The following is a 23,932-nucleotide window of genomic DNA, read 5'->3' as shown; positions in this document are numbered from 1 at the left end:
CGCGGAAAGCGGTTCTTCGTGCGAAAGAAAGCTTCCGAAAAAGGCGTCAGACGATGTTGACGACCGTGCCGAGCGGAAGCTTGACGAGTTCGTCGAGGGCCTCTTGCGTCACCCTGATGCACCCGTCGCTGTTCGCCTGGCCGACGAAGCTGTCGTCCGGCCAGGTGTGAATGCCGACGGTGCCGGGGCCACCGCCGAACGTCTCGTGCGAATCCGAGTGAAAGCTCAACGGAAGCACGATGGGGCTGTAGTCGTTCACCGTCTCCTCGATGGAGGCGATGATGTACGCACGCCCCTCCGGCGTCGGGTGCTCGTCCTTACCGATGCCGATGGTCCATTTCCCGAGTGACTTGCCGTCCTCGGTGATCTCGAGCTCGAACGCCTCGCGGTTCACGTTGACCACGAAGTTGTTGCGCGCCGACTCCACATCGGAGTCTCCGGCGTGGATCCAGCCGCTCGCCCCGTTTGGCCGCGTCGGCAGCAGAACCTGCGCCCACTCGCCCTGCGTGGCGATCACGGGAACCCAGGTCGGGGAACCCATCTGGCGGGTCGGCAGCTTCGCGAACGGCTCCCCGTTCACGGCCTTGTAGACGACGAGGTCCTTCTTCGGGTGCAGCACCTGCCCGGTGGGGGCGGCGCCGGGGTCGAGGGGTGCATCCGCGAGGTCGCCGTATGTCGTGGCGTCGGGCAGGCGAGTCAGGTCTTCCTGGCTCACCGCCGATGGCTGGACCGTGTTCTGCTCCTCTCCGCCGCCACACGCGGAGACGAGGAACGCCAGCAGTGCCGCGCTTGCGACCGCCAGCAGTCGTGCCGACCTTTTCCTCCCGAGGGCACGGGAGGTGCCAGATCTATCCATCGATCACTTGTCCTGAAGCAGTAGGTACACGGGTACACACACGCGGAACCCCAACGACAGCGCCAGAAATCGCGCTGACTACCGCATGCGTACGAGACGACTCGCATTGTTATCCCGTGAAGAACGGCGGATCAAACTCGTTGGTTTTCCACCACAACCCCGGCAGCAGCGCAAACGGCGCGTTTACGCAGGCCAGCCACTCGCCAGTGGATCACCCGATAGTGTTAACCCTCGTCAGGCGACACAACGCGATCTTGAGGATCGTCGTCACCCGCTGCGGCGCAATGTCACCGGTCCGGGCTCCTTCTCCCGTGGAATTCCTACCCGGAAAGTGCGAGCAGCGCCACATTGGCCGGCCTCGATCGAAACGGAACAATCGCGGCCACCCCAGCCCTGGCAGTCTTGATCTCGAACGTGTGTTCTATACTTTCGGCCGTCGTAGCCGCACGCCACCGACAGGGAGACCACCCCGCATGAGCTTGGACACATCCATCACGCCGGACGAGCAGGTGAACTCCGCCGACGCGGCACCCGCGCAGGCTGCGCAGGATCCAGAGGCGGCGCAGCACGCCGAGTCCTCGGCGTCCTCGGAGTCCCCTGAGCCCACGGCGAACGCGGAGACGCCGGCTCCCGCCGAGGAGAGCAAGCCGAAGCGGGGCCGCCCGAAGGGCTCGAGCAGCGCGCGCAAGACCCGCACCGTCGAGCTGACGCTCACGGTCACAGGCACCGCCGACGGCGAGTGGCAGGCGGAGCTCAAGCACGGCAGCAAGTGGGTCGCGCGCGGCCTCGACATCCCGGCGTCCGCGGTGTCGCGGGCGGCAAGGGAACTCCACGAGGAGCTGTCGGCCCCCATCGACGAGGTGATCAACGCGGCGAGGGAACAGCAGGCCGCCAAGGTCGCAGAGCTCGAGGCCCAGCTGGAGCAGGCCAAGCAGGCGCTCGCCGAGCTGGAGAACTGAGACCTTCCTCCTGACGGCCCTGGTCCCTGAGCACTCCGGGGCCGGGGCCGTCCTCTTTCATGGATTCAGGCTGCGGTGTCGCAGAGGATCGTCGGCTCGTGCTTCACGGGGAAGTTCACCGAGCGTGCGATGAAGCACTTCTCGTGCGCTGGGCCGTGCAGTTCGGCGGCCTTCTCCACCATGGCGGCTTCGGCGACCGTCACCGTCGGCCGCAGCACCACCTCGGTGAACTGCCCGGCGCCGTCGGCCTGCTGGGCCATCGTCCCCGACGCGGCGTCGACGTAGTCGGTCACCACGACCCCCGCCTGCGCGCACAGGGCGAGGTACCACAGCAGGTGACACTCGGAGAGCGCAGCGACCAGCAAATCCTCGGGATTCCACTGGGCGGGGTCGCCCCGGAACGCCGGGTCGGCGGAGCCGGTCAGCACCGGTTTGCCCTCCGCACTGATCTCGTGCTCGCGGCTGTAGGAGCGGTAGCCGGACGTGCCGGTGCCCTGGTTTCCCGTCCACCGCACGGTGAGTGCGTAGGAATGCTCGCGTTGTCCCATAGGCCCGGTATACCGCAGTGGAAGCGCTCGGCCGTACGGGTTTTCGCACTTGCGGCTCGCCCCACAACGCGTTGAATGTCGCCGTGAGCAACCAATCGGAAACCGAGCCGCACTCCGGCGAGCACCACCACGAGGACTTCAGCGGCAAGCTCAACCGGCTGCGGGCCGGCGTGCTCGGCGCGAACGACGGCATCGTCTCGGTCGCGGGCATCGTCGTCGGCGTCGCGGGCGCCACCGCCGACCGCACCGCGATCATGATCGCCGGCATCGCGGGACTCGTGTCCGGTGCGCTGTCGATGGCGGGCGGCGAGTACGCCTCCGTGAGCACCCAGCGCGACACCGAGCGCGCGATGCTGCGGCTGGAGAAGTACGAGCTGCGCACCATGCCCGAGGCCGAGGAGCGGGAGCTCGCGGAGATCTACGAGGAGAAGGGGCTCTCCCCCGAGCTCGCGGCCAGGGTGGCGAGGGAACTGTCCGAGAAGGACGCGCTGCAGGCGCATGCCGAGGCGGAGCTGCACATCGACCCCGACCACCTCACCAGCCCGTGGCAGGCGGCGTTCGCGTCGATGGCGGCCTTCACGATCGGGGCGTTGCTGCCGCTGCTGGCGATCGCGCTGCCACCCGTGTCGCTGCGGGTGTGGGCGTGCATGGGCGGCGTCGTCGCCGGCCTCGCGCTCACCGGATGGGCGAGCGCGAAGCTCGGCAACGCCCGCAAGTTCAGGGCAGTCGCCCGCAACATCGGCGTCGGCGTGCTGACGATGCTGGTGACGTACCTGGTGGGCCTGCTGTTCGGCGTGACGACGGGTTAGCCGGGTCAGCGTTGGCCGAACGCCTCAGCGCACGCCCCGCATCAGCCTGCGGATGTACGGCGAAAGCAGGGCGATCAGCACACCGATCACCACGGCCACCGCGCCGACGATGCCGAAGTACGACCCCTCGGAGTCGGGGCTGTAGTACTCCGCAAGCGAGCCCGACAGTGCCGTGCCGAGCGACACGGACAGGAAGTTGAGCGCCACCATCTGCGTGCGGAACGCCTTCGGCGCGAGCTTCGTCGACAGCGAGAGCCCCACTGGCGACAGCAGCAGCTCGGCCAGCGTGAAGACGAGCAGGATGCCGACGAGCGCGAGCACCGGGCTCGTGTTGCCGGTACCGCCCGCCATCGGCAGGAACAGCAGGAACGCGACGCCCATGAGCGCGGTGCCGAGCGCGAACTTGATCGGCGTGGACGGTTGCCGCTCGCCGAGCTTGGTCCACATCGTCGCGAACACCGGCGCCAGCACGATGATGAACACCGGGATCACCGAGTTCACCCACGACACGGGCATCTCCCAGCCGAAGAGGTTCCGGTCGAGCCGCTCGTCGGAGTACACGGTGACGACCGTGAACTGCTGCTGGTACAGCGCGAAGAACGCCGCGCTGGCGATGTACATCGGGATGAACGACAGCACCCGGCTGCGCTCGACGGCCGTGATCTTGCGGCTGGTGAGGATGACGGCGAAGTAGGCGACCGAGGCGACACCGACGACCCAGACGGTGACGTCGGAGAGGTTCGCCGCGGTGATGACGCCGCCGAACACGAGCACCGCGATCACGACGGCCAGTGCCAGCAGGCCGACACCCACGAGCGGCAGCCGCGAGGGCGGCAGCGGGTTGGGCACCTCGCGGGCCTTCTCACCGAGGTTCTTCCTGCCCAGCGTGTACTGGATGAGCCCGAGGGCCATGCCGATCGCGGCGAGCCCGAAGCCGAGGTGGAAGCCGACCTCCTTCTGCGCGAGGCCGGTGAGGATCTGGCCGACGAACGCGCCCAGGTTGATCCCCATGTAGAAGAGCGTGAAGCCGGCGTCGCGGCGCTGGTCCTGCTCGCTGTAGAGGGTTCCGACCACGGCGGTGGCGTTGCCCTTGAGCCCGCCGCTGCCGAGCGCGACGCACGCGAGGCCGACGCCGATCCCGGCGTAGCCGGGGAGCACCGCGAGGCTGACGTGCCCGATCATGATCAGGATCGCGCTGTAGAAGAGGGTCCGGTCGGGCCCGAGCAGCCGGTCGGCCACCCACGCGCCCGCGATCGTCGAGAGGTAGACGAGCCCGCCGTAGCCGCCGACGATGCTGAGCGCCGTCGCCTTCGACATCGCGAGGCCGCCGTCGGCCACCGCGTAGTAGAGGTACAGCGGGAGGATGCCGAGCATCCCGTAGTAGGAGAACCGCTCCCACATCTCGACGCCGAAGAGGTTCGCGAGCCCTCGTGGGTGCCCGAAGAACCTGGTGTCCCTGTTGGCCTCGGTGGAGGCCGTTTCCACGGAGTTCACGTGCGTCCGCCCTTGTCCTGCCGGATATGGAAAACCACCAACACGATAGGTTACTGCTGAGTAAATTCCGGACCGACGGGGGTCAGGCCACGCCGGGCGACCAGTTAGGGTGGTAGGCAGGTGTGCCGGGAAGTCTGGTCGGCGGTCTCATCGCCGATCCCTGGAGCCGCCCGTGAACACTTCTCGCCGCCCTGCGCAGGCCGTATCCGAGTTCGCCCGTTTCCTGCGGGTCGAGACGACCGGCGGCATGCTACTGCTCGCCGCCACGGCCATCGCGCTGCTCTGGGCGAACTCGCCGCTCGACGACGTCTACCGGACCGTCCGCGACTTCCGCATCGGACCCGAGTCGCTGCACCTGAACCTCTCCATCGGGGACTGGGCGAAGGACGGCCTGCTGGCGGTGTTCTTCTTCGTCGCCGGGCTGGAGCTCAAACGAGAACTCGTGGTCGGCGAGTTGTCCAACCTCAAGTCCGCGGCTCTGCCGATCATCGCCGCGGCGGGCGGCATGATCGCGCCCGCGCTGATCGCCGTCGGCATCGCGTGGGGCGAGCCGGGCATCGAGCAGGCGTGGGCGATCCCGGTGGCGACCGACATCGCGTTCGCACTCGGGGTGCTCGCGCTGACCGGCTCGAACCTGCCCACGGCCGCCCGCGTCTTCCTGCTCTCGCTCGCCGTGGTCGACGACCTCGGCGCGATCATCGTGATCGCCGCGCTCTTCACCGAGAGCTTCAGCCTCGTCGCCGCGGCGATCGCCGTCTCGGGGCTGGCCTGCTACGCCTACCTGCAGCACCGCCGCGTCCGGGCGTGGTGGATCTACGTGCCGCTGGCCCTCGTCGTCTGGGCCTCGGTGCACGCGGCCGGCGTCCACGCGACGATCGCGGGTGTCGCGCTCGGACTGCTCACGCGGGTGCGGGCCGACCGGGGCGAGCACGAGGCTCCCGCCCTGCGGCTCGAACACCGGCTGCAGCCGTGGTCGGCCGGCTTCGCCGTGCCGATGTTCGCGCTGTTCGCCGCGGGCATCGCGGTCAGCGCCGACGCGCTGAGCGCGGTGTTCACGAGCCCCATCCCGCTCGCGGTGATGGCGGGCCTGCTCGGCGGCAAGCTCGTCGGCATCCTCGGTTTCTCCGCACTGGCCGTCCGGCTCGGCATCGCGCGGCTGCCCGGCTCGCTGACCTGGCTCGATATCGGGGCACTCTCGATGCTCGGCGCGGTCGGCTTCACCGTGAGCCTGCTGATCGCGGAGCTCTCCCTGGAGGGCGAGGCGGCCGAGCTGGCCAAGGCGGCCGTGCTCATCGCGTCGGCCGTCGCGTCCCTCACCGCCGCCCTGCTGCTCATCAGGCGGAGCAAGGTGCACGCGAGTGGCGCGCCCACCGAGCCCTCGGATTGATCACATGGCACGATGAGGCCCGTGAGCAGCCCCAAACACGAACCGGTCGGCGGCGATCGTGTGGGCTCAGTGCCCTACATCCCGCTGTCCGAAGAGAACGAATCCGCGGCCGACGGCCAGTCGATCGGTGCGCTCGTCAAGGACGCGACGGCGCACCTCTCGACCCTGTTCAGGGCCGAGGTCGAGCTGGTCAAGGCGGAGACCGTCGGGGAGGCCAAGAAGGCGGCCAAGGGCAGCGTCTTCTTCGTGATCGCCGGCGTCGTCGCGCTGTACAGCTCGTTCTTCTTCTTTTTCTTCCTCGGCGAGCTGCTGTCGGAGTGGCTGCAGCGCTGGGCGGCGTTCGGCATCGTGTTCCTGCTGATGCTGGTCACCGCCGCGCTGTTCGGCCTGCTCGGCTACCGCAAGTGGAAGAAGGTCAGGGCGCCGCAACGCTCGATCGACAGCCTGAAGGAGACGGCCGCAGCGCTGAAGCCCCGGCGCGAGCCCGAGCCCGCCGCGGCGGAGCCGGGCCTGCCGGCGCAGCGCTGACGGCGGTGCCGCAGGTCGCCGTGCCCGCGCCCGACCCGTCGACCGTCCGGCTGGTGGGTCCCTGGACCCACCGCGACGTCTCCGCGAACGGGATCCGCCTGCACGTCGCCGAGGCCGGATCCGGTGAGCTGGTGCTGCTGCTGCACGGGTTCGCGGAGTTCTGGTGGACGTGGCACCACCAGCTGCGTTCGCTCTCCGAGGCCGGGTTCCGCGTGGTGGCGGCCGACCTGCGGGGCTACGGCGACTCGGACAAGCCACCGCGGGGCTACGACGCCTGGACGCTCGCCGGCGACGTCGCGGGCCTGGTCCGCGCGCTGGGCGAGCGGCGTGCGCACCTCGTCGGCCACGCCTGGGGCGGCCTGCTCGCCTGGACCGCCGCGACCCTGCATCCCCGCGTCGTCAGCTCGGTGAGCGTGCTCGGCGGGGCGCACCCGCTCGCGCTGCGCTCCGCGTTCGGGCGCTCCGCCCTGCGCAGGCGGCGCAGCCAGGCCCGCGCGATGTCCCACCTGCTGCGGTTCCAGATGCCGATGCGGCCGGAACGCTGGCTCGTGAAGGACGACGCCGCCGCCGTCGAACGGCTGCTCCACGACTGGTCCGGCGAGACGTGGCGGCGCGGGCCCGGCTTCGCCGAGACCGCGAGGGCGTTCCGCAACGCGATGCTCGTTCCCGGCGTCGCGCACAGCGCGCTCGAGTACTACCGGTGGGCCTTCCGCGCGCAGTTCCGCGGCGAGGGCAGGCGGTTCGCCGAGGCCGTCGACGCACGGCTGCGGATGCCGGTGCTGCAGCTGCACGGCGCCGCCGACCCCGTCGTGCTCCCCGGCACCGCGCATGACTCCGCGCCGTGGCTCGGCCCCCGCTCGCGCTTCGAGACGATGCCGCGCGTGGGGCACTACCCGCAACTGGAGGAGCCGGAGAACACGGCGAAGGCGCTCGTGAGCTTCCTGCGCGGGAGCGGGCAACCGCAGTGAAGGCCACCCTCACTGCGTTGAACGCAGTGAGGGTGGCCTTCACTGCAGGGCGAGGATCCGGTCAGGACGTGCAGGGGCCGGTGCTGACCTGGGCGCCCAGCCCCGGAGCCGCCTCCACCTCGGCACGCACCTCGTCGGCGGTGAGCACGAACCCGGTCTCGGGGTCCTCCACCGACGCGCCGAAGACCACGCCGATCACGTCGCCGTCGGGATCCACCATCGGCCCGCCGGAGTTCCCGCTACGGACCTGACCGCGCACCGTGAAGACGTCACGCTCCACGGTGTTGGCGTCGTAGATGTCGGGGCCGCGCAGGTTGATGCGCTGGCGCACGCGCAGGGCGGACGCGGTGTAGGGGCCGTCGAGCGGGTAGCCCAGCGCGATCGCGTCGTCGCCCTCCTGCGCAGGCTGCGGGTCGAGCGCCAGCGGCGCGGCGGTGAGCCCGGGCACAGCGAGGATCGCGAGGTCGGTCTCCGGGTCGTAGTACACGACCCTGGCGTCGAGGCGTCCGGCGTCGGTCTCGACCGCCACCTCCTCGGTGCCGGCCACCACGTGCGCGTTGGTCATCACCCGCTCCGGCGAGACCACGAAGCCGCTGCCCTCCAGTGAACGCGAGCACGACGGCGCGATGCCGCGGATCTTCAGCACGCTCGGCCGCAGGTCCTGCACGACGGCGCTGTTCTGCAACGCCGCGTCGGGCGGGCCGGTCTCACGCACCGGCGCCTTCTGGAACGGATCCACAATGGACGGGAAGCCGGAGGCGTCGAGGAGCTGGCGCAGCTCACCGGGCAGCCCCTGCGCGGCGTCGGGCATCATCGAGTTGACTCCGCCGAGCACAACCGAGTTGTTGATCGCCCTGGCCAGCCCCGGCAACGCGGCGACGCTGGTGAGCGGCAACGCGATGAGCCACGCCACCACGAACACGACGACGCCCTGGACGACCGCGCCGAGCGAACTGTCCACGCCGGACAGCTTCGGCGAGCGGATCCTGCTCTTGAGCTTGTTGCCGAGCCACACGCCGAGCGTCTCGCCCAGCGCGACGAGAAAGACCACGGTGCCCACCGCGAACGCGACGCGCGCGGCGGGATGGTCGAAGAAGTCGACGACCATCGGCGCCAGCTGGATCCCGACCACCGCGCCCGCGATCACCCCGAGGAAGGCGGGCAGCGCGATCACGACCCCCTGGCGAGCGCCGGAGACCGCCGCCAGCAATGCCAGCAGAATCACCAGCACGTCGACCCAGTTCAACGTCTCTCCCTACTCGCGCGAGCCGGCCTCCGCGCGCCTGACGCGGGCCTCGTGTCGCGCCAACGCTACGTCAAGGTCTCGTACGTCCGTGTGGTCCCACTCCCGCTCCCAGCCGCCGAGGGTGAGCAGCACGGAGAGCAGGCCCGCGGTGAAGCCCCACACGAACATCTCGCCGACCTCGAAGGCCGGGCCCTTCCAGTCGGCACCGGACCTGCGTACCAGAAAGCGGTTGGCGGGGTCGGTGAGCTCCGCCACCGGCACCCGCGCGACGGCGGCCGTCTCGGCCGGGTCGACGGCGTGCACCGGGCACGGCTCGCGCCAGTGGGCGAGCACGGGCGTGACGGCGAAACCGGACACGGGGACGTACAGCTCCGGCAGTACGGCGAGCGGGCGCACGCCCGACGGGACGACCCCGGTCTCCTCCTCGGCCTCGCGCAGGGCCGTGCCGACCGGCCCGTCGTCTCCGTCCTCGGCGCCTCCGCCGGGGAACGCCACTTGGCCCGCGTGCGAGCCGAGCGTGTCGGCCCTGCGCAGCAGCAGCACGTCGGGGCCCCGTTCGCCCCCGTCGCCGAAGAGGATCAGCACGGCCGCGGACCTCGTCCTGGTGCCGGACGGCGCGGCGAAGCGCGTGAACGTCTTCGCGTCCAGCTCGCCGCTGACCTCGACGAGGCCGCGCAGCCACTCCGGGACGTCGCCAGGGTCGACGAGCGGACCGGTCACCTGGCCGCCTCCACGGTCTCGCGGATCTGCGCCACGGAGGTGAACAGGCGCGGATCGTCGACGAAGCGGACCTGCCCGTCCTCGGTGACCAGGTACGACGCGGGCAGCGCCCTCGGCACCCTCAGCGCCTCCCGCACCGGCCCGGTCGGGCCTTCGCCGTCGTGCACGGACGGCAGGTGCACGCCGAGCTCGGCCAGCAGTTCCAGGCCGTCCTTCGCGTCGCTCTGCACCTGCACGGCGAGCACGCGCGCGGCGCCCGGCTCCGCGGCGTAGGACTGGAGCAGCGGCAACTCCTCGCGGCACGGCTGGCACCAGGTGGCCCACACGTTCACCAGCGTCGTCTCGCCGGCCAGCGCACTGCCGAGGTCGACCTGCGAGCCGTCGCCGAGGCACGAGGCCTCCACGCCGGCGAGCCGCTGGACGGTGCCGCTGCCCTTCGGGCACGGCTCCAGCGCGGCGGCCGAGCGGGCGGGTCCGAGGTCCTCACCCGCCCGCGGCGGCGCCGGCTCGTCACCGATGTTCGGCAGCACGGCCACCAGCACGGCGAGGGCGAGCACGCCCACGGCCAGCGCCCATTTGGTCGCAGTGGTCAAGACTTCGTCACCAGTGAAAGCAGATGGTCGCGCTCGGGACCCTTCACGAGCTTCGCCGCGACGTCGAACTCGGTCGGACCCGCTCCGTAGGAAGGGCAGTCGTTCGCGAGCGGGCAGGCGCCGCAGGCGGGCTTGCGAGCGTGGCACACCCGCCTGCCGTGGAAGATCACGCGGTGGGAGAGCATCGTCCACTCCTTGCGCGGGATCAGCTCGCCGATCTCGTGCTCGACGCGGACGGGATCCTCGTCGCCGGTCCAGCCCCAGCGGCGCACGAGCCTGCCGAAGTGGGTGTCCACAGTGATCCCGGGAACGCCGAACGCCTCGCCCAGCACGACGTTCGCGGTCTTGCGCCCGACGCCGGGCAGCTTCACGAGCTGGTCGAGCTTGCCAGGCACGTCACCGCCGTGCCGCTCGACGAGCGCGGCGCCGAGCCCCAGCAACGACGTCGCCTTGTTGCGGTAGAACCCGGTCGGCCGGATCAGCTCCTCCAGCTCCGTGCGGTCGGCTCCCGCGTAGTCGGCGGCGGTGCGGTAGCGGGCGAACAGCGCGGGCGTGGTCAGGTTGACGCGCTGGTCGGTGCACTGTGCGGAAAGGATCACCGCGACGAGAAGTTCCAGCGGCGTCGTGAAATCCAGCTCGCAGTGGGCGTTTGGATATGCCTCGTCGAGGCAACGTTTCATACGCCGGGCGCGTCTTACCAACGACAATCGGCTCTCTTCAGCGAACGAGCGCCGCTTCCGGGGGGCGCGACCGACGGCTGACGACACACCGCTAGCCTACGTGCGCCGTCCGAGCAGACGGATACGTGCTTGGCTAAGGTCGGCCCCGTGGCCAGCCACGAGCGAGGATGAGGAGACTCATGACCGTATGGTTCGTCATCGCGGTGCCCCTCGTGGTCATGCTGTTCGCGCTCGGCATGGAGCGCGTCGAGAACAGGCTCCGGCACGTGTCCGTCCGCGGTGAGGACGTCGAGGAGTTCCTCGAGCAGGCCCAGCCCGACGAGGTCAGGGCCTTGTACGGGCACGGAATCGGCCGTGCGCTCGAGCTTTTCCGGCTGCGCAGGCTCGGCGGGAAGACCGCCAAACTGAAGCCGCGCCGCGTCCGCGGTTGACAGTGAGCCGGTCCCGCGCGTTCTCCCACCACCGCCCAAGCGGAGACGCCGCGCGTCACGGTTACACTGGCCGATCGGACGAGATCGATTCCACACCGCTCTGACAGGCGGTATTGGCGCGAATGCGCTGAGGTATCACCCGCGCAGGGCGGGTTCACCTCGGCACGGCGAGCCGGGAGGCGATCTCGGGAGCACGCCCTACACTGCACGTAGTGATCGGCGACACGCTCCTTGAGTTCGAGGATCGCGGTCGCTTCTCAAAGGAGGCACGAGGTGGACGAGACCCTGGCCCGCGCGGGCATTTTTCAGGGTGTGGAACCGGCAGCAGCCGAGGCGCTTGCGCAGACCTTGGAGACTGTGGAGTTTCCCCGCGGCCACGTGATCTTCAACGAGGGCGAGCCGGGCGACAAGCTGTACATCATCAAGTCGGGCAAGGTGAAGATCGGGCGCAAGTCCGCGGACGGCCGCGAGAACCTGTTCCAGATCATGGGCCCTTCCGACATGTTCGGTGAGCTGTCGATCTTCGACCCCGGCCCCCGCACCTCGACCGCGACGACCGTGACCGAGGTCAGCGCCGTGACGATGGACCGGCCTGCCCTGCGGCAGTGGATTTCGACGCGTCCGGAGATCGCCGAGCAGTTACTGCGCGTGGTCGCGCGCAGGCTGCGCCGCACGAACAACATGGTCGCGGAACTGATCTTCACCGACGTTCCCGGCCGCGTCGCCAGGGCGCTGTTGCAGCTCGCACAGCGCTTCGGCAGCCAGGAGGCCGGCCTGCTGCGGGTCACTCACGACCTGACGCAGGAGGAGATCGCCCAGTACGTCGGCGCGTCGCGCGAGACCGTCAACAAGGCGCTCGCCGACTTCGCGCACCGTGGCTGGCTGCGACTCGAAGGCAAGAGCGTGCTGATCCTCGACCCCGAGCGGCTCGCCCGCCGGGCTCGCTGAGCACGCAGCTCCAGACATAACAAGGGGCCGGGCGCCACCCCCGACGTGGCGCACCGGCCCCTTGCTGTGCGCGGACCATCCCCCGACAGTCCGCGCTCCCCGCCCTCCGGTTGTAGGCCCCGACCCGATTCCCGGAGGGAGACTGCGGCGCTATTCGTAACTTCCACGATCCACGACCCCTACCCACCAACTCAAGGCCGTTCACTCTCAAGGACGCCCAATGTGATGGTTTGATGCCCGGAATCCGCACTCTGTTACCCAACTGAGACAGAAGTACCCATCCGGGACGGATCTCACACCTCTTCGAGTCGGCGTGTCGCTTTTCCGGTATACAAGTGGTACTCGCGTACCACTGCGAGGCATACTGGTACGCGTGTCCCAGTCCGAGTCCCACGGCCGCACGACGCTGGCCGACTACCGCATCGCGCTGAGCACGCCGGGCGCCCGCAGGCCCATGGTGGCCTCCCTGTTCGCACGGCTGCCCATCGCCATGATCGGTATCTCCGCGCTGCTGTTCGTGCAGCGGGAGACCGGGTCCTTCGCCGCGGCGGGGCTCGTGTCGGCCGGGGCGCTCGTCGGCGTCTCGGCGGGCTCGGTGGTCCAGGGCCGGATCATCGACCGGTTCGGCCCCACGCGGCCGTTGCTACTGGTGGCGGCGCTGTTCTCGGTCGCGATGACCATTCTCGTGCTCGCGATCGAGGCGCATGCCCCCACGCCGTTGCTGGTGACGCTCGCCGTTGGCATCGGCGTGACCGAGCCGATGACCGGCTCGGCGTCACGGGCGCTGTGGGCGCGGCTCGTGCCCGAGGGTCCCACGCGGGACGCGGCGTTCTCCTACGAGGCCATCAGCATGGAGACGTTCTTCATTCTCGGCCCCGGCCTGGCCGGACTGCTGATCGCCGCGCCATGGCCTGGCACCGGCATGGTGCTGGGCGCCGCGTGCATGGTCACCGGTGCGGTGCTGTTCGCGCTGAGCCCGGCGGTCCGGGCGTGGGGGCCCGCCGAGGAGCGCACCGGGGGGCGGCTGCTCGGCGCGCTCGCGAGCCCCGGCATGCGCACACTCGCGCTCGCGGCGCTGGGCTTCGGCATGGTGATCGGGTTCGTCGAGGTCGCGGTGCCCGCGGCGGCCGAGGAGGCGGGCCACCTCGCGCTCGGCGGGCTGCTGCTCTCGGCGTGGTCGGTGAGCTCGGTCGGTTTCGGCGTCGCCTACAGCCTGCGCCCGTGGCCCCGGCCGATGCGGCTCCGCCTGCCCGTGCTGCTCGCCCTGTTCGGCGCGCTGGTGGCGCTGCTCGCGCTGCCGACGACGCTGTGGGCACTGGCGATCGCGATGCTCGGCGCCGGTGCCCTCATCACGCCGCAGTCGACGGCGCACTCGACGGCGATCGAGATCGTCGCGCCGAAGGGCACCGCGGCCGAGGCGTTCGGCTGGGTGCTCACGGCGGTGACGCTGGGTCTCGCCTTCGGCCAGTCCGTGAGCGGCTACCTGGTGGAGCACAGCGGCCCGCCCGCCGCGTTCCTGGCCGCGGCGGCGTGTGCGCTGGCCCTGGCGGCCGTGGTCTGGCTCCTCCGCCACACCATCCGCCCACCGCGGCCCGTCAAACCCAAGCCCACCGCACCCGCACTCACCTGACCCCGCCTGCCCCCAAGGCCGTTAGAGGAGCAGTTCCGTGGCGTCCGGCGGGAGTTCGGCACCTGCTTCGAGAAGGGCGGCGTGCTCTGGCGACGCCGGGTTCAGCACCGGGTTCGTGTTGTTGACATGCGTGTACAGCCAGCGAGTGCCCCGCGAACGCCGGATGCGCGCGAGGCTGCCGTGCTCGCCCGCCATCGGCAGGTGACCCATCGCGAGCTGGGCGCCGGAGCCGACGCCCCCGGCCGTCGCGCCCGCCATCTCGTCCGGCGCGAAGAAGGAGCCGTCCAGCAGCACGCAGCTCGCCCCCGCGCAGAATTCGTCGAACCCGGCGGGCCACTGCGCGACGCACGGCGCGTACACGAGCGAGCCGCCGGTCGCCGGGTCCTCGATCCGGTACGCCACGACCCACGGACCGTCGAGGGTCGAGTCCCCGGCGTACTTCGGGCGCTTGCCGCTCACCGGGAACACGGTGACCACCAGGCCGTCGAGCTCGAACCTCTCCCTCAACCGTGGCCACTCCCAGCCGTGGTAGCGCCCCGCGATCTCCCGCGCCGGCACGGTCGCCGCCACCGCGCCGGGAGCCCACACGCGCAGGCCTGCGGCCTCCTTGAGCTGGAACAGTCCCAGCGTGTGGTCGAGCTCGCCGTCGGTGAGCAACACACCCCGCAGCGGCGTCTCCCTCGGGCCCGGCCCCGGCGCGAGGGCCGCGCAGGACGTCAGCTGTGTGCGAACGTCCGGCGAAGCGTTGAGCAGGTACCAGGCCCGGCCGTCGGCGCTCACCGCGAGGCAGTCCTGCGTCCGCGCGGGAGCACTCCCGTCGCGTACGGCCTCGCAGTTCGCGCACGCGCAGTTCCACTGAGGCACCCCGCCGCCCGCGGCCGTGCCGAGCAGAATCACCTTCACCGCACACCCCGCATCACGAACTCGCCGGAGCCGTGCGGCGGCTCCAGCAGCACGTCCACCAATCCCCGGTCGGGCGAGCGACGGCACACCGGGTCGGTCGCGGCGGCGTCGCCGGTGAGCTGGAACGCCTGGCAGCGGCAACCGCCGAAGTCGACGGTCCGCCGCTCGCAAGTCCGGCACGGCTCGCGCATCCAGTCCTCGCCACGGTAGGCGTTGAACGACTCCGAGTCGTACCAGATCTCCGCCAGCGGCCGCTCTCGCACGTTCTCCAGCGGCAACGTCGTGATCGCCGTGGCCGCGGGGCAGGGCAGCACGGTGCCGTCCGGAGCCACGGTCAGCTGCTGGGCGCCCCAGCCGGACATACACGGCTTGGGGTACTGCTCGTAGTAGTCGGAGAGCACGTAGACGACCTGCATCGAGCCCTTGAGCCGCTCGATCGCCGCCCGCACCACCGGCTCCGCCGCCGCGAGCTGCTCGCGGGTCGGCAGGAGCGCGTCGCGGTTGCGCAGCGCCCAGCCGTAGAACTGCGTGTTGGCCAGCTCCAGCCGGTCGGCGCCCATCCGCTCGGCGAGCGCGATCATGCCTTCCAGCTGGTCGTGGTTGGCCCGGTGCAGCACGACGTTGACGCTCAGCGGCAGCTCGAACCTCTTCACCAGCGCCGCGGCGGTGAGCTTGTGGTCGTGGGCCTTCGCGCCCGCGAGCAGGTTCGCCCGCGCGGCGTCGGCACCCTGCACGGACAGCTGGACGTGTGCGAGTCCCCGGTCCACGAGGTCGGCAAGGCGCGCCTCGGTGAGCCCGAGCCCGCTGGTCACGAGGCTGACGTAGCAGCCGAGACCGGAAGCGCGGGTGACCAGCTCCGGCAGGTCCGGCCTGGCCAGCGGCTCACCGCCGGAGAGGTGCACCTGCAGGACGCCGAGGTCGCGGGCCTGGTCGAGCACCGAGCACCACTCCTCGGTGCCCAGTTCCCGCTCGCGCGTGACCAGTTCGACGGGGTTCGAGCAGTACGGACAGTGCAGCGGGCAGCGGTGGGTCAGCTCGGCGAGCATGCCCAGCGGCGGCCGCACCCCCTGCACCTCCTCCGTCACGCCCATTCGACCACCTGCCGGTCGACGAGCCTGGCGAGCACGTCGCCGACGTCGCCTTCGCGCACACCCGCGTAGCGCTCGCCGAGCGCTGCGGCGATGTCGGGCACCGTCCGCTCGCCGTCGCACAGCTCGAGCACGGCGGCCGCGGTCGCGTTGGGCACCAGCACGCCCTCGGGGAACAGCAGCACGTGGGTCTGCCTGGTGCGGTCGTAGGTCAGCCGCACGCCGCAGCGCAGCCGGGGCGTCACTGCTTCGCCGCCGCGTGCTCGATGGCGGTGAGCATCGACCACAGCACGTCGCACTTGAACGACAGTGCCGCCACGGCCGCCTCCTGCTGCTCGCGGGTGACACAGTGGGCCACGACGATCGCGAGCGTCTCCTCGCCCTCGCCGCTCACGGCGTCGATCCGGTTCGTGAAGTAGGCCAGGTCCTCGCTGCGGATCCACTCGTAACGCGCCAGCATGTCGCCGACCCGGCGGCGCATGAGGTGCCCGGAGAACATCTCCGTGAGCCCGGAGGCGACCGCCTCGGCCCACGGCCTGGTGCGCGCGAAGTTCACGTACGCGTCGACGGCGAACCGCACGCCCGGCGCGACGTGGCGCTCGTCCAGCACCTCCTCACGGTCGAGGCCGACCGCCGAGCACAGGCGCAGCCAGCGCTCGGCTCCGCCCTCGCCCTCGGCCCGGCCGTCGTGGTAGACGATGCGGTCGAGCCACTGCCTGCGCACCTCCGGCAGCGGGCAGTTGCTGATGATCGCCGCGTCCTTCTGCGGCAGCATGCGCTGGTAGTACCAGCGATTGGCGGCCCAGACCCGCAGCTCGTGCTCGGTCAGCTCACCGGCGTGCATCCGGTGGTGGAACGGATGGGTGCCCCAGTAGCGGTGCGAGAGTCCCTTGAGCGCGGCGACGAAGGCCTGCTCGGTCATCGGTGGCTTCGGCTCGATCGGCCGCACTGCCGTCCTCCCGGGTCGGTGGGGCGTGGCCGACGGAACGGCTGTAAGCGCTTTCCCATCGGCCACGCCGAAACACTCGTCACTCCATACGGCCGAAGTACGCCGTGACCTCCATCGGCGTCTCGTACTCCTCGAAGTCCGGGGTGGTCCAGACCTCCAGCTCGCCCGACTCGACCATGGTGCGCCTCCCTCCATTGGGATGTCGATGAAAACGCCACCACGGTAACGGGATTCGCGCTGAAAGCGCTATCCCTCGGACCGCAGATACTCCAACTGAGCCACCACGCTGGACTCGGCCGGACCCCACAGCGAGGGGTCGACGTCGGCGTAGACGATCTCGACGACCTGCCGCGGCGTCGCCTCGGGGCCGAGCTGCCGCAGCGCGGTTCGCACCTGGTCGAGCCGCTGTTCCCGGTGTGCGGAGTACTCGCGCGCGGTGGCCGTGAGGTCGGCCAGCTCCGGCCCGTGACCGGGCAGCCCGAGTGCCCCCTCCGGCAACGCGCAGAGCAGTTTCAGCGAGCGCAGGTAGTGTCCGAGATCGGTCAGCACAGTGGTGCCCCGGCCGAGCACGGTGTCGCCCGTGAGCACGTGGGTGCGCCCTGCCGCGTCGAACCGCAGGCTCACCGAGTCGTCGGTGTGGCCGGGGGTGTGCAGCACGGCGATCTCCAGCCCGGCGGCGGTCACGACGTCGTCGTCCGCGATCGGCTCCGCGCCGAGGCACAGGTCGGCCTGGAACGCGCGCACCGGCGCGCCGACGCGCTCGGCGAGCCACGGCGCGCCCTCGGAGTGGTCGGGGTGGTGGTGGGTGAGCAGAATCAGCTCGACGGGCTCGACGGCGGCGACCCGCTCCAGGTGCTCGACGTCCTCGTAACCGGGGTCCACCACCACGCACGAGCGGGAGCCGGGCGCCCGCAGCACCCACGTGTTGGTGCCCTCGAGCGTCATCATCGAGGGGTTGTTCTCCAGCAGCACCGAGGCGGCGGGCGAGACCTCGCGCAGCTTCCCGTACGCGGGATGGGTCATGGCAACTCCACCCTCACCGCGTCACCGTCGGGCACGAGCCGAGGCGTGATCTTGCGCACCGACCGCTCCTGCGCCAGCGCCTCGGCGACCGACGCGCACGAGATGAGCTCGTCGAGCAGGAACCACGTGGGGGGCATGAGCGTGCTCCGGCCCGCCTTGGCGTCGGCGATGGCGTCGGCGGGCCTGCTCCAGCCGGACGACTCGGCCTCGGTGGTCCTGCCGTCGGCGTGCTGGCCCTCTGGCAGTGCGGCGAGGAAGAACCGCGCGTCGTAGCGGCGCGGCTCCTGCTCTGGGGTCACCCAGTTCGCCCACGGCCGCAGCAGGTCCGCGCGCAGGGTCAGACCCTCGCCTGCGAGGAAGCCGGCGAGCGAGAGCTCCCGCGAGACGAGCTGTTCACGGGCGGCCGCGTATTGCGAGGTGTCGGTGACCGTGCTCGACTCGGAGCCCGCCAGCAGCACGCCCGACTCCTCGAACGTCTCGCGGACGGCCGCGCACACCAGCGCCCTCGCCACCGACTCGGAGCAGCCGAACCACTCCGCCCACCGCGCGGGCGGCGGACCTGCCCAGCTCACCGACGCGTCGGCGTCGCGCTGGTCGACACCCCCGCCTGGGAAGACGGTCATCCCGCCCGCGAAGGCCATCGCCGTGACACGGCGCTGGAGGAAGACCTCGACGCCGTCACCCGCGTCGCGAAGGAGCAAAACCGTCGCCGCGTCCTTGGCGGCGGCGGGCCGCTCCGGCGGCTCGGCCGGCAACGACAGCACAGACTGCTTCGGCACGTGGAAGTTCGCTGGCACGCCCCGAAACATACCTTCAGCCGCCGGAGAAGCCGTCCGCCCAGCGGTGCTCGCTGCCGTTCGTCCTGCTCTTGGCGCTCTTCGCGGCCTCAGCGCGCTCGCGTTCGGCCAGCTCGGCGTGCAGCTCACGCAGCAGCTGGCGGTCGCGGTCGGACAGCTGCGGGTCGTCGAGGTCGAGTTCGGGCAGCTCGACGATCTCGTCGGAACGCAGGTTGACGGCGGCGATCGCGCGCCCCTTCTCGGGGTCCTCGGCGATAGCGGCGCGCAGCTGCGCGACCTCCTCCTTGGTCATCTCGGTGGTCGCCGCGGCGCGGTTCTCCCGCTCCGCCGGGGTGGGCTCCGGCTCCTTCTCGGGAGCCTCGCCGGTGTCCTTCTCCTCGGTGGAGACCTTTACGGCAGGCTCCTCGAAGTCGGGAGCCGCATGGGACGGCTCACGCGGCGTCGGCGCCTCGGCGACCGTGTGGGCGCCCCCGACCGGACGCGGCCCGCGTGCGCTCCACGAGGCCGAGCCGCCTGCCGACTGGCCCGTGGCCAGCCACACCGGCGTCGCCGCGGCCAGCGCCGCCTCGTGGTACTCGGTGCGCTCGGCTCCGGGTCCGGTGACCTCGACGACCGAGCGGATGCCGCCCTTGCGCAGCGCGTCGTCGACGCGGAACGCGACGGCGGGCGGGTGTGCCTCGGGGCCGATCTCGACGAGCACCACGCGCTGCGGCAGCGGGCCCGGCACGCTGCCCGCGGGCGTGTTGCGCCACACGGCGTGCACGGAGCGCAGATCCGGCAGCACCTGCAGGGTGCGGTCGAGCGCCTCGGAGATGCCGCGCTCGGGCTCGTTCTCGCGGCTGAACCGGTGGGCGTAGCCGGGAATGGCGTCGCCGACGGTGAGCTGATCGGCCAGCGTCGCGTCCGACCTGCTCATCTCCAGCACGAGCGCCAGCTCACGCTGCTCGGCAGGCCGGACCATGATCCGGCCGGAGATCAGCGCGCCGACGGCGAGTTCGGCCGCGTCGTCCAGGTGCGAACGAGCGACGAGCTCACGTGCCTCCGACAGCGCGCTGTCGTCCAGTCGGCCCGCCAGCGCCAGCAGGACGTTGTGCAGTCGCAGCGGGACCGCGAAGCCGTCCTTCGGCAGGCCATCGTGGACATCCACCATCGCCGATCTCCCTCCAGCCCGCTGGCCGAGCGAGCGTTACGCGGGTACGAGTTTGTGGTGACCGGCGTCCACGGAGCCCACGCACACGAACCGTGAGTTCTCGAGCGCCGCCCGGTGGTAGGCGGGCACGTCGAACTGCACCGGCAAGACCTCCACGCTCGGCGCCTCGTCACCGAGCACCCGGAGGACTCGTTGTAGCTCCCCAGTAAGTCGTGGGAGGCCGGAAACCGCGGTGACCAGCAGGATCCGCTTCGCCTCGTCTTCGGACCCACGGTCGTGCCGCCAGCTCTCCCGAACCTCTCCCACATCCGGGCGACCACGCAACGTTGCGTGAACCACCACGGACACCGAATCGACGGTGTTCACCCAATCGGGTGCACCCGTCGTGAATGTGTACCGGTTCTCGGCGGAGGCGTCTACCCCAAGCGTCGAACTCACCTGGTGCCAATCGGCACCGTGGGGGATCAGACCGGCGACCAACAGGCGGTACTCCGCCTGGTCGAGATCGATCCTGTGCTTAAGCAAAGACTTCGGGAGGGTGCGGGAGAGCGTACCCATCGCGCCCTCACCCAGCCAGTCCCGGAACCGCCACAGCATCTGGTCGGGCATGCGCCCGGCCAGCCGCAGCAGCAGCTCGTGGCACGCGTACTCGATGTCGGGGTCCATCAGGAAACCTCCACGGTCAGCTCGACTTCGACTGGGGCTCCGAGCGGCAGTTCCGCGACGCCCACGGCGGACCGGGCATGCCTGCCCTCGTCGCCGAAAACCTCTCCGAGCAGCTCGGACGCACCGTTGATCACGGCGGGCTGACCGGTGAATCCCTCGCTGGAGGCCACGAAACCGGTCACCTTGACCACCCGGACCACCGAGTCGATGCCCACCAGATCGTGCACGGCCGCGAGCGCGTTGAGCACGGCAGTGCGTGCGTGCTGCTTGGCTTCCTCGGGGCTCACCTCGCCGCCGACCTTGCCGGTCGCGGCGAGCGAGCCCTCGACGAACGGCAGCTGGCCCGACGTGAACACGAGCGAGCCGCTGCGGATGGCGGGAATGTAGGCGGCGACCGGTGCGGCGACGCCGGGCAGCTCGATGCCGAGGTCGGCGAGCCTCGCGCTCCAGCTCACGGGCTCAGCCCTTCGGTCGCTTCAGGTAGGCGACGTGCTGCTCGCCGCTGGGGTTGGGCAGCACGGTCACCAACTCCCAGCCGTCCTCACCCCACTGGTCGAGGATCTGCTTGGTCGCGTGGATCAGCAGTGGAACCGTGGCGTACTCCCACTTCGTGGCACTCATGCGGCACACCCTAGCCAGTACCGTCTGAGCGCGTGGAGACATGGCGCATCCTCGCGACGATCCTGCTGGCCGTGGCCGGCGTGGCAGGCGTGCTGATCATCATGGCCAAGGCGCGCGACAGCACCGACAGCTCGCCGACCGTCGCCGTCGCCGGCCTCGTGTCCTTCACCACGGTGGCCGTGCTGTGCGTGCTCACACTCACGGTGCTGCCCGGTGCCGTGGCCTGGGGTGTCGCCGGGCTCGTCACGCTGGTCGTCACCGTCCTCACACTCGCCTCCTGAGCCGCGATGATCGGGATTTCTGGCTTACCCTGCCTAGGTGACCACACCGGCTGGCTGGACCGACGAGCTCACACGGACCCGGCTCCACTTCGTCACAGGCAAGGGCGGGACCGGCAAGACCACCCTCGCCGCCTCCCTCGGACTCGCGCTGGCCAGCCACGGCAGACGCGTGCTGCTCATCGAGGTGGAGGGCAGACAGGGCTTCGCCCAGGTCTTCGACACCGAGCCCCTGCCCTACGCCGAGCAGCGCATCGCCGCCGCGCCCGGCGGCGGTGAGGTGCGGGCTCTGCACATCGACGTCGAGGCCGCGCTGCTCGAGTACTTCGAGATGTTCTACAACCTCGGCTTCGCTGGCCGGACCCTGCGCCGCATGGGCGCCATCGAGTTCGCGACCACCCTCGCGCCGGGTCTTCGTGACGTGCTGCTGACCGGCAAGATCAAGGAGTGCGTCGGGCGGACCGAGTCCGACGGCAGGCACACCTACGACGCCGTCGTGGTCGACGCGCCGCCGACCGGCCGCGTGGTGAAGTTCCTCGACGTCACCAAGGCCCTCACCGACCTGGCCAAGACCGGTCCGATCCGCGCGCAGGCCGAAGGGGTGGTGCGGCTGCTGCACTCCGGCGAGACGGCCGTGCATCTCGTGACGTTGCTGGAGGAGATGCCGGTACGGGAGACCCTCGACGCGGTCGCGGAACTCGACGGCGCCGATCTGCGGCCGGGAGCGGTGCTGATCAACCGGGTCCGCCCGCCGAGGCTGCCCGCGCGATCGGTGCCCGCCGCCGCGGACGGCAGGGTCGACGCCTCCCGCGTCCGCGGCGGGCTCGCGTCAGCGGGGCTGGAGCTGCCCGAGGCGACCCTGGACGGGCTCGTCGAGGAGACCGTGGAGCACGCGATCCGGCTGGCCGCCGAGCAACGCGCGCGCGAGCAGCTCTCCGAGAGCGACCTGCCTACGCTCGAGCTGGCCGACCTCAACGGTGGCGTCGACGTCGCCGCTCTTTACGAACTCGCCGAGGCACTGGTCGAACAGGGGGTTCGATGACCTTCCCGACCTCGAGCCTGGACGTGGACACACTGATCGACGACCCCGAGACGCGCGTGATCGTGTGCTGCGGCTCCGGTGGGGTCGGCAAGACCACGACGGCGGCGGCGCTCGCCCTGCGCGCGGCGGAACGCGGCAGGCAGACCGTGGTGCTGACGATCGACCCGGCCCGCAGGCTCGCACAGGCGCTGGGCCTGCGGGAACTGGGCAACCACCCGCGCAAGGTCTCGGTCGCCGGCTTCGAGCCGAAGGGTGAGCTGTGGGCGATGATGCTCGACATGCGCCGCACCTTCGACGACATGGTGCGCCGCCACGCCGGGCCGGAACGCTCCGAGCAGCTGCTGGCCAACCGCTTCTACCAGACGATCTCCACGTCGTTCTCCGGCACGCAGGAGTACATGGCGATGGAGAAGCTCGGCCAGCTCGCGGCTGCGGGCGACTGGGAGCTGATCATCGTCGACACACCGCCGAGCCGGTCGGCGCTGGACTTCCTCGACGCGCCGACCCGGCTCTCCGCCGCGCTCGACGGCCGGATGATCCGCCTGCTCACCGGACCGGCGAAGGCGGGCGGCTGGGGCCTTCGCAAGGTCGTCAGCGCCGGATTCTCGATGTTCGCGAAGGCCGTGTCGACCATCCTCGGCGGGCAGCTTCTCGCCGACGCGTCGGCGTTCATGCAGGCGTTCGACACGACGTTCGGCGGGTTCCGCGAGCGGGCCCGCAAGACCGCGGAGCTGTTGCGCTCGAAGGGCACGGCGTTCCTGGTGGTGGCGGCGCCCGAACCGGACGCGCTGCGGGAGGCGAGCTACTTCGTGGAGCGGCTGTCCGAGGAGTCCATGCCGCTGGCCGGGCTCGTCGCGAACCGGACCCATCCGGTGCTCGCCGATCTCTCGGCCATCGACGCGCTGGCCGCGGCCGACGCGCTCGACCGCGGAGGCAGGAGCGCTCCGCTCGCCGCCGCGGTCCTGCGCCTGCACGCCGACCGCGTCGCGCTGGCCGAACGGGAGAAGCGCCTGCTCGCGCGCTTCACCCGGGCTCACCCCGGGGTGTCGGTCGTGCGGGTTCCGGCGTTGCCCAGCGACGTGCACGACCTCGCCGGGTTGAGGGAAATCGGGGACCGCCTGGCCGGAAGCTGAGGCGGCCCCCTTCAGCGTTCAGGCTCCCGCGGCGGGCTCGTACTCGCGTTTGGCCGACTCCAGCAGGTCGCGCCAGCTGCCCACCTCGGGCCGCCTGCGCAGGAGCGCGCGCCGCTCGCGCTCGGTCATCCCGCCCCAGACACCGAAATCGATCCGGTTGTCCAGCGCCTCGGCCAGGCATTCGGTGCGCACCGGGCACCCCATGCAGACGACCTTGGCCCGGTTCTGCTCCGCGCCCCTGACGAACAGGCCGTCGGGGTCGGTGTCCCTGCAGTACGCATAGATCCGCCAGTCCGACTGGTTGGTCTCCATACCCCCAGCTCCTACCCTGTTGTGACCGCAGGCAGGCAGCGAAGTTCCTCGGCCTCGCCCCCCGCGAGCAGGTCTCCTGTGCTCACGTCCCTCCAGTAGCGCCTCCCCAGGCGCCGTATTCGTGAGATGTTGACGGACTGTAGGGGGCCTCGGTTCCGTCCGCCAACCCCCAA

Annotated in this window: 30 protein-coding genes; 11 read left to right on the top strand and 19 right to left on the bottom strand. The window is 70.7% G+C overall.

Annotated elements, in window-relative coordinates; translation table 11 throughout:
* Window positions 1-46 precede the first annotated feature (46 nt).
* Window positions 47-856, bottom strand: coding sequence for a L,D-transpeptidase (locus FCN18_RS18035; RefSeq protein WP_199542480.1), 810 nt, complete (start codon window positions 854-856; stop codon window positions 47-49).
* Between the two features lie 473 nt (window positions 857-1,329).
* Here FCN18_RS18035 and FCN18_RS18030 point away from each other — a divergent pair, with 473 nt between their 5' ends.
* Window positions 1,330-1,815 carry a DUF6319 family protein gene (locus tag FCN18_RS18030; RefSeq protein WP_137095665.1) on the top strand — a complete coding sequence of 162 codons (486 nt, stop codon included), beginning with the start codon at window positions 1,330-1,332 and terminating at the stop codon, window positions 1,813-1,815.
* Between the two features lie 65 nt (window positions 1,816-1,880).
* Here the strand turns inward: FCN18_RS18030 and FCN18_RS18025 are convergent, their stop codons facing one another.
* On the bottom strand, window positions 1,881-2,363 hold the full coding sequence (locus FCN18_RS18025; RefSeq protein WP_137095664.1) for an OsmC family protein: 483 nt from the start codon (window positions 2,361-2,363) through the stop codon (window positions 1,881-1,883).
* Window positions 2,364-2,446: 83 nt separating this feature from the next.
* Here FCN18_RS18025 and FCN18_RS18020 point away from each other — a divergent pair, with 83 nt between their 5' ends.
* Window positions 2,447-3,172: a VIT1/CCC1 transporter family protein gene (locus FCN18_RS18020; RefSeq protein ID WP_113641260.1), complete on the top strand. Its 726-nt coding sequence runs from the start codon at window positions 2,447-2,449 to the stop codon at window positions 3,170-3,172.
* A gap of 24 nt (window positions 3,173-3,196) precedes the next feature.
* Here FCN18_RS18020 and FCN18_RS18015 read toward each other — a convergent pair whose 3' ends face one another.
* Complete coding sequence (locus FCN18_RS18015; protein WP_137095716.1) at window positions 3,197-4,657, bottom strand: peptide MFS transporter; 1,461 nt, start codon at window positions 4,655-4,657, stop codon at window positions 3,197-3,199.
* A gap of 181 nt (window positions 4,658-4,838) precedes the next feature.
* On the opposite strand from FCN18_RS18015, the gene nhaA reads away from it, so the two are divergent.
* The 3 genes from nhaA to FCN18_RS18000 are packed head-to-tail and all read left to right on the top strand — an operon-like array spanning window position 4,839 to window position 7,549.
* Window positions 4,839-6,053, top strand: coding sequence for a Na+/H+ antiporter NhaA (gene nhaA / locus FCN18_RS18010; RefSeq protein WP_112264970.1), 1,215 nt, complete (start codon window positions 4,839-4,841; stop codon window positions 6,051-6,053).
* 12 nt (window positions 6,054-6,065) lie between these two features.
* On the top strand, window positions 6,066-6,581 hold the full coding sequence (locus FCN18_RS18005; RefSeq protein WP_199542483.1) for a phage holin family protein: 516 nt from the start codon (window positions 6,066-6,068) through the stop codon (window positions 6,579-6,581).
* A 20-nt stretch (window positions 6,582-6,601) separates the two neighbouring features.
* Entirely contained in the window at window positions 6,602-7,549 is a 948-nt protein-coding gene (locus tag FCN18_RS18000) for an alpha/beta fold hydrolase (RefSeq protein WP_137095715.1), read from the top strand.
* A 61-nt stretch (window positions 7,550-7,610) separates the two neighbouring features.
* Here FCN18_RS18000 and FCN18_RS17995 read toward each other — a convergent pair whose 3' ends face one another.
* From FCN18_RS17995 to nth, 4 genes are read right to left on the bottom strand one after another with little or no spacing between them, the layout of a single operon-like run.
* Window positions 7,611-8,795 (bottom strand): MarP family serine protease, encoded by a 1,185-nt coding sequence (locus tag FCN18_RS17995; protein WP_112264973.1) that lies wholly within the window; start codon window positions 8,793-8,795, stop codon window positions 7,611-7,613.
* A gap of 9 nt (window positions 8,796-8,804) precedes the next feature.
* Entirely contained in the window at window positions 8,805-9,515 is a 711-nt protein-coding gene (locus FCN18_RS17990; protein WP_112264975.1) for an NUDIX hydrolase, read from the bottom strand.
* Entirely contained in the window at window positions 9,512-10,108 is a 597-nt protein-coding gene (locus tag FCN18_RS17985; RefSeq protein WP_137095663.1) for a TlpA family protein disulfide reductase, read from the bottom strand. Before FCN18_RS17985 ends, FCN18_RS17990 begins: the two co-directional genes overlap by 4 nt.
* The gene (nth, locus tag FCN18_RS17980; RefSeq protein WP_206077934.1) at window positions 10,105-10,875 is read right to left on the bottom strand and encodes an endonuclease III; all 771 of its coding nucleotides are present in this window, start codon (window positions 10,873-10,875) and stop codon (window positions 10,105-10,107) included. Before nth ends, FCN18_RS17985 begins: the two co-directional genes overlap by 4 nt.
* A 92-nt stretch (window positions 10,876-10,967) precedes the next feature.
* Between nth and FCN18_RS17975 the strand changes: the two genes are divergently transcribed.
* The 3 genes from FCN18_RS17975 to FCN18_RS17965 all read left to right on the top strand — a co-directional run bounded on the left by FCN18_RS17975 (window position 10,968) and on the right by FCN18_RS17965 (window position 13,797).
* On the top strand, window positions 10,968-11,219 hold the full coding sequence (locus FCN18_RS17975; protein ID WP_110340936.1) for a hypothetical protein: 252 nt from the start codon (window positions 10,968-10,970) through the stop codon (window positions 11,217-11,219).
* A 273-nt stretch (window positions 11,220-11,492) separates the two neighbouring features.
* Entirely contained in the window at window positions 11,493-12,167 is a 675-nt protein-coding gene (locus FCN18_RS17970) for a Crp/Fnr family transcriptional regulator (RefSeq protein ID WP_005441764.1), read from the top strand.
* A 373-nt stretch (window positions 12,168-12,540) separates the two neighbouring features.
* Window positions 12,541-13,797, top strand: a complete 1,257-nt coding sequence (locus tag FCN18_RS17965; protein WP_206077933.1) for an MFS transporter — start codon at window positions 12,541-12,543, stop codon at window positions 13,795-13,797.
* A gap of 21 nt (window positions 13,798-13,818) precedes the next feature.
* Here FCN18_RS17965 and pqqB read toward each other — a convergent pair whose 3' ends face one another.
* The 11 genes from pqqB to FCN18_RS17910 all read right to left on the bottom strand — a co-directional run bounded on the left by pqqB (window position 13,819) and on the right by FCN18_RS17910 (window position 20,994).
* Window positions 13,819-14,700, bottom strand: a complete 882-nt coding sequence (pqqB, locus tag FCN18_RS17960) for a pyrroloquinoline quinone biosynthesis protein PqqB (protein WP_137095662.1) — start codon at window positions 14,698-14,700, stop codon at window positions 13,819-13,821.
* The gene (gene pqqE, locus FCN18_RS17955; protein ID WP_137095661.1) at window positions 14,697-15,791 is read right to left on the bottom strand and encodes a pyrroloquinoline quinone biosynthesis protein PqqE; all 1,095 of its coding nucleotides are present in this window, start codon (window positions 15,789-15,791) and stop codon (window positions 14,697-14,699) included. The genes pqqB and pqqE overlap by 4 nt, the downstream gene beginning before the upstream one ends.
* Window positions 15,782-16,033 (bottom strand): pyrroloquinoline quinone biosynthesis peptide chaperone PqqD, encoded by a 252-nt coding sequence (gene pqqD / locus FCN18_RS17950; protein ID WP_137095660.1) that lies wholly within the window; start codon window positions 16,031-16,033, stop codon window positions 15,782-15,784. The genes pqqE and pqqD overlap by 10 nt, the downstream gene beginning before the upstream one ends.
* Entirely contained in the window at window positions 16,030-16,710 is a 681-nt protein-coding gene (gene pqqC, locus FCN18_RS17945) for a pyrroloquinoline-quinone synthase PqqC (RefSeq protein WP_170200566.1), read from the bottom strand. Before pqqC ends, pqqD begins: the two co-directional genes overlap by 4 nt.
* 106 nt (window positions 16,711-16,816) lie before the next feature.
* Entirely contained in the window at window positions 16,817-16,915 is a 99-nt protein-coding gene (gene pqqA / locus FCN18_RS17940; protein WP_110340926.1) for a pyrroloquinoline quinone precursor peptide PqqA, read from the bottom strand.
* 68 nt (window positions 16,916-16,983) lie between these two features.
* Window positions 16,984-17,760: an MBL fold metallo-hydrolase gene (locus FCN18_RS17935; protein WP_137095659.1), complete on the bottom strand. Its 777-nt coding sequence runs from the start codon at window positions 17,758-17,760 to the stop codon at window positions 16,984-16,986.
* A complete protein-coding gene (locus FCN18_RS17930) occupies window positions 17,757-18,569 on the bottom strand; it encodes an NUDIX hydrolase (RefSeq protein WP_228714024.1) in 813 nt (270 codons plus the stop codon). The genes FCN18_RS17935 and FCN18_RS17930 overlap by 4 nt, the downstream gene beginning before the upstream one ends.
* A gap of 4 nt (window positions 18,570-18,573) precedes the next feature.
* Window positions 18,574-19,707 (bottom strand): hypothetical protein, encoded by a 1,134-nt coding sequence (locus FCN18_RS17925; RefSeq protein ID WP_112264991.1) that lies wholly within the window; start codon window positions 19,705-19,707, stop codon window positions 18,574-18,576.
* A gap of 36 nt (window positions 19,708-19,743) precedes the next feature.
* Complete coding sequence (locus tag FCN18_RS17920; RefSeq protein WP_112264993.1) at window positions 19,744-20,373, bottom strand: hypothetical protein; 630 nt, start codon at window positions 20,371-20,373, stop codon at window positions 19,744-19,746.
* Window positions 20,373-20,828 (bottom strand): RidA family protein, encoded by a 456-nt coding sequence (locus FCN18_RS17915; protein ID WP_113641267.1) that lies wholly within the window; start codon window positions 20,826-20,828, stop codon window positions 20,373-20,375. Before FCN18_RS17915 ends, FCN18_RS17920 begins: the two co-directional genes overlap by 1 nt.
* Window positions 20,829-20,832: 4 nt before the next feature.
* On the bottom strand, window positions 20,833-20,994 hold the full coding sequence (locus FCN18_RS17910; RefSeq protein ID WP_003068074.1) for a DUF4177 domain-containing protein: 162 nt from the start codon (window positions 20,992-20,994) through the stop codon (window positions 20,833-20,835).
* Window positions 20,995-21,026: 32 nt separating this feature from the next.
* Between FCN18_RS17910 and FCN18_RS17905 the strand changes: the two genes are divergently transcribed.
* The 3 genes from FCN18_RS17905 to FCN18_RS17895 are packed head-to-tail and all read left to right on the top strand — an operon-like array spanning window position 21,027 to window position 23,447.
* Window positions 21,027-21,275 carry a hypothetical protein gene (locus FCN18_RS17905; protein ID WP_112264996.1) on the top strand — a complete coding sequence of 83 codons (249 nt, stop codon included), beginning with the start codon at window positions 21,027-21,029 and terminating at the stop codon, window positions 21,273-21,275.
* 37 nt (window positions 21,276-21,312) lie between these two features.
* Window positions 21,313-22,314, top strand: coding sequence for an ArsA-related P-loop ATPase (locus FCN18_RS17900; RefSeq protein WP_112264998.1), 1,002 nt, complete (start codon window positions 21,313-21,315; stop codon window positions 22,312-22,314).
* Window positions 22,311-23,447 carry an ArsA family ATPase gene (locus FCN18_RS17895; RefSeq protein ID WP_137095658.1) on the top strand — a complete coding sequence of 379 codons (1,137 nt, stop codon included), beginning with the start codon at window positions 22,311-22,313 and terminating at the stop codon, window positions 23,445-23,447. Before FCN18_RS17900 ends, FCN18_RS17895 begins: the two co-directional genes overlap by 4 nt.
* 18 nt (window positions 23,448-23,465) lie before the next feature.
* Here FCN18_RS17895 and FCN18_RS17890 read toward each other — a convergent pair whose 3' ends face one another.
* The gene (locus tag FCN18_RS17890; protein WP_112265002.1) at window positions 23,466-23,759 is read right to left on the bottom strand and encodes a WhiB family transcriptional regulator; all 294 of its coding nucleotides are present in this window, start codon (window positions 23,757-23,759) and stop codon (window positions 23,466-23,468) included.
* Window positions 23,760-23,932 lie beyond the last annotated feature (173 nt).

This window comes from Prauserella endophytica, from assembly GCF_005146945.1.
In the GTDB taxonomy this organism is placed as follows: domain Bacteria; phylum Actinomycetota; class Actinomycetes; order Mycobacteriales; family Pseudonocardiaceae; genus Prauserella_A; species Prauserella_A endophytica.
This window is presented reverse-complemented; position numbering and strand designations above follow the sequence as displayed.

Coding starts and splice junctions, on each gene's coding strand:
- FCN18_RS18035 (WP_199542480.1), bottom strand. CDS start 856: ATGGATAGATCTGGCACCTCCCGTGCCCTCGGGAGGAAAAGGTCGGCA.
- FCN18_RS18030 (WP_137095665.1), top strand. CDS start 1,330: ATGAGCTTGGACACATCCATCACGCCGGACGAGCAGGTGAACTCCGCC.
- FCN18_RS18025 (WP_137095664.1), bottom strand. CDS start 2,363: ATGGGACAACGCGAGCATTCCTACGCACTCACCGTGCGGTGGACGGGA.
- FCN18_RS18005 (WP_199542483.1), top strand. CDS start 6,066: ATGAGGCCCGTGAGCAGCCCCAAACACGAACCGGTCGGCGGCGATCGT.
- FCN18_RS17975 (WP_110340936.1), top strand. CDS start 10,968: ATGACCGTATGGTTCGTCATCGCGGTGCCCCTCGTGGTCATGCTGTTC.
- pqqE (WP_137095661.1), bottom strand. CDS start 15,791: ATGGGCGTGACGGAGGAGGTGCAGGGGGTGCGGCCGCCGCTGGGCATG.
- pqqC (WP_170200566.1), bottom strand. CDS start 16,710: ATGACCGAGCAGGCCTTCGTCGCCGCGCTCAAGGGACTCTCGCACCGC.
- pqqA (WP_110340926.1), bottom strand. CDS start 16,915: ATGGTCGAGTCGGGCGAGCTGGAGGTCTGGACCACCCCGGACTTCGAG.
- FCN18_RS17935 (WP_137095659.1), bottom strand. CDS start 17,760: ATGACCCATCCCGCGTACGGGAAGCTGCGCGAGGTCTCGCCCGCCGCC.
- FCN18_RS17930 (WP_228714024.1), bottom strand. CDS start 18,569: ATGTTTCGGGGCGTGCCAGCGAACTTCCACGTGCCGAAGCAGTCTGTG.
- FCN18_RS17925 (WP_112264991.1), bottom strand. CDS start 19,707: ATGGTGGATGTCCACGATGGCCTGCCGAAGGACGGCTTCGCGGTCCCG.
- FCN18_RS17920 (WP_112264993.1), bottom strand. CDS start 20,373: ATGGACCCCGACATCGAGTACGCGTGCCACGAGCTGCTGCTGCGGCTG.
- FCN18_RS17910 (WP_003068074.1), bottom strand. CDS start 20,994: ATGAGTGCCACGAAGTGGGAGTACGCCACGGTTCCACTGCTGATCCAC.
- FCN18_RS17895 (WP_137095658.1), top strand. CDS start 22,311: ATGACCTTCCCGACCTCGAGCCTGGACGTGGACACACTGATCGACGAC.
- FCN18_RS17890 (WP_112265002.1), bottom strand. CDS start 23,759: ATGGAGACCAACCAGTCGGACTGGCGGATCTATGCGTACTGCAGGGAC.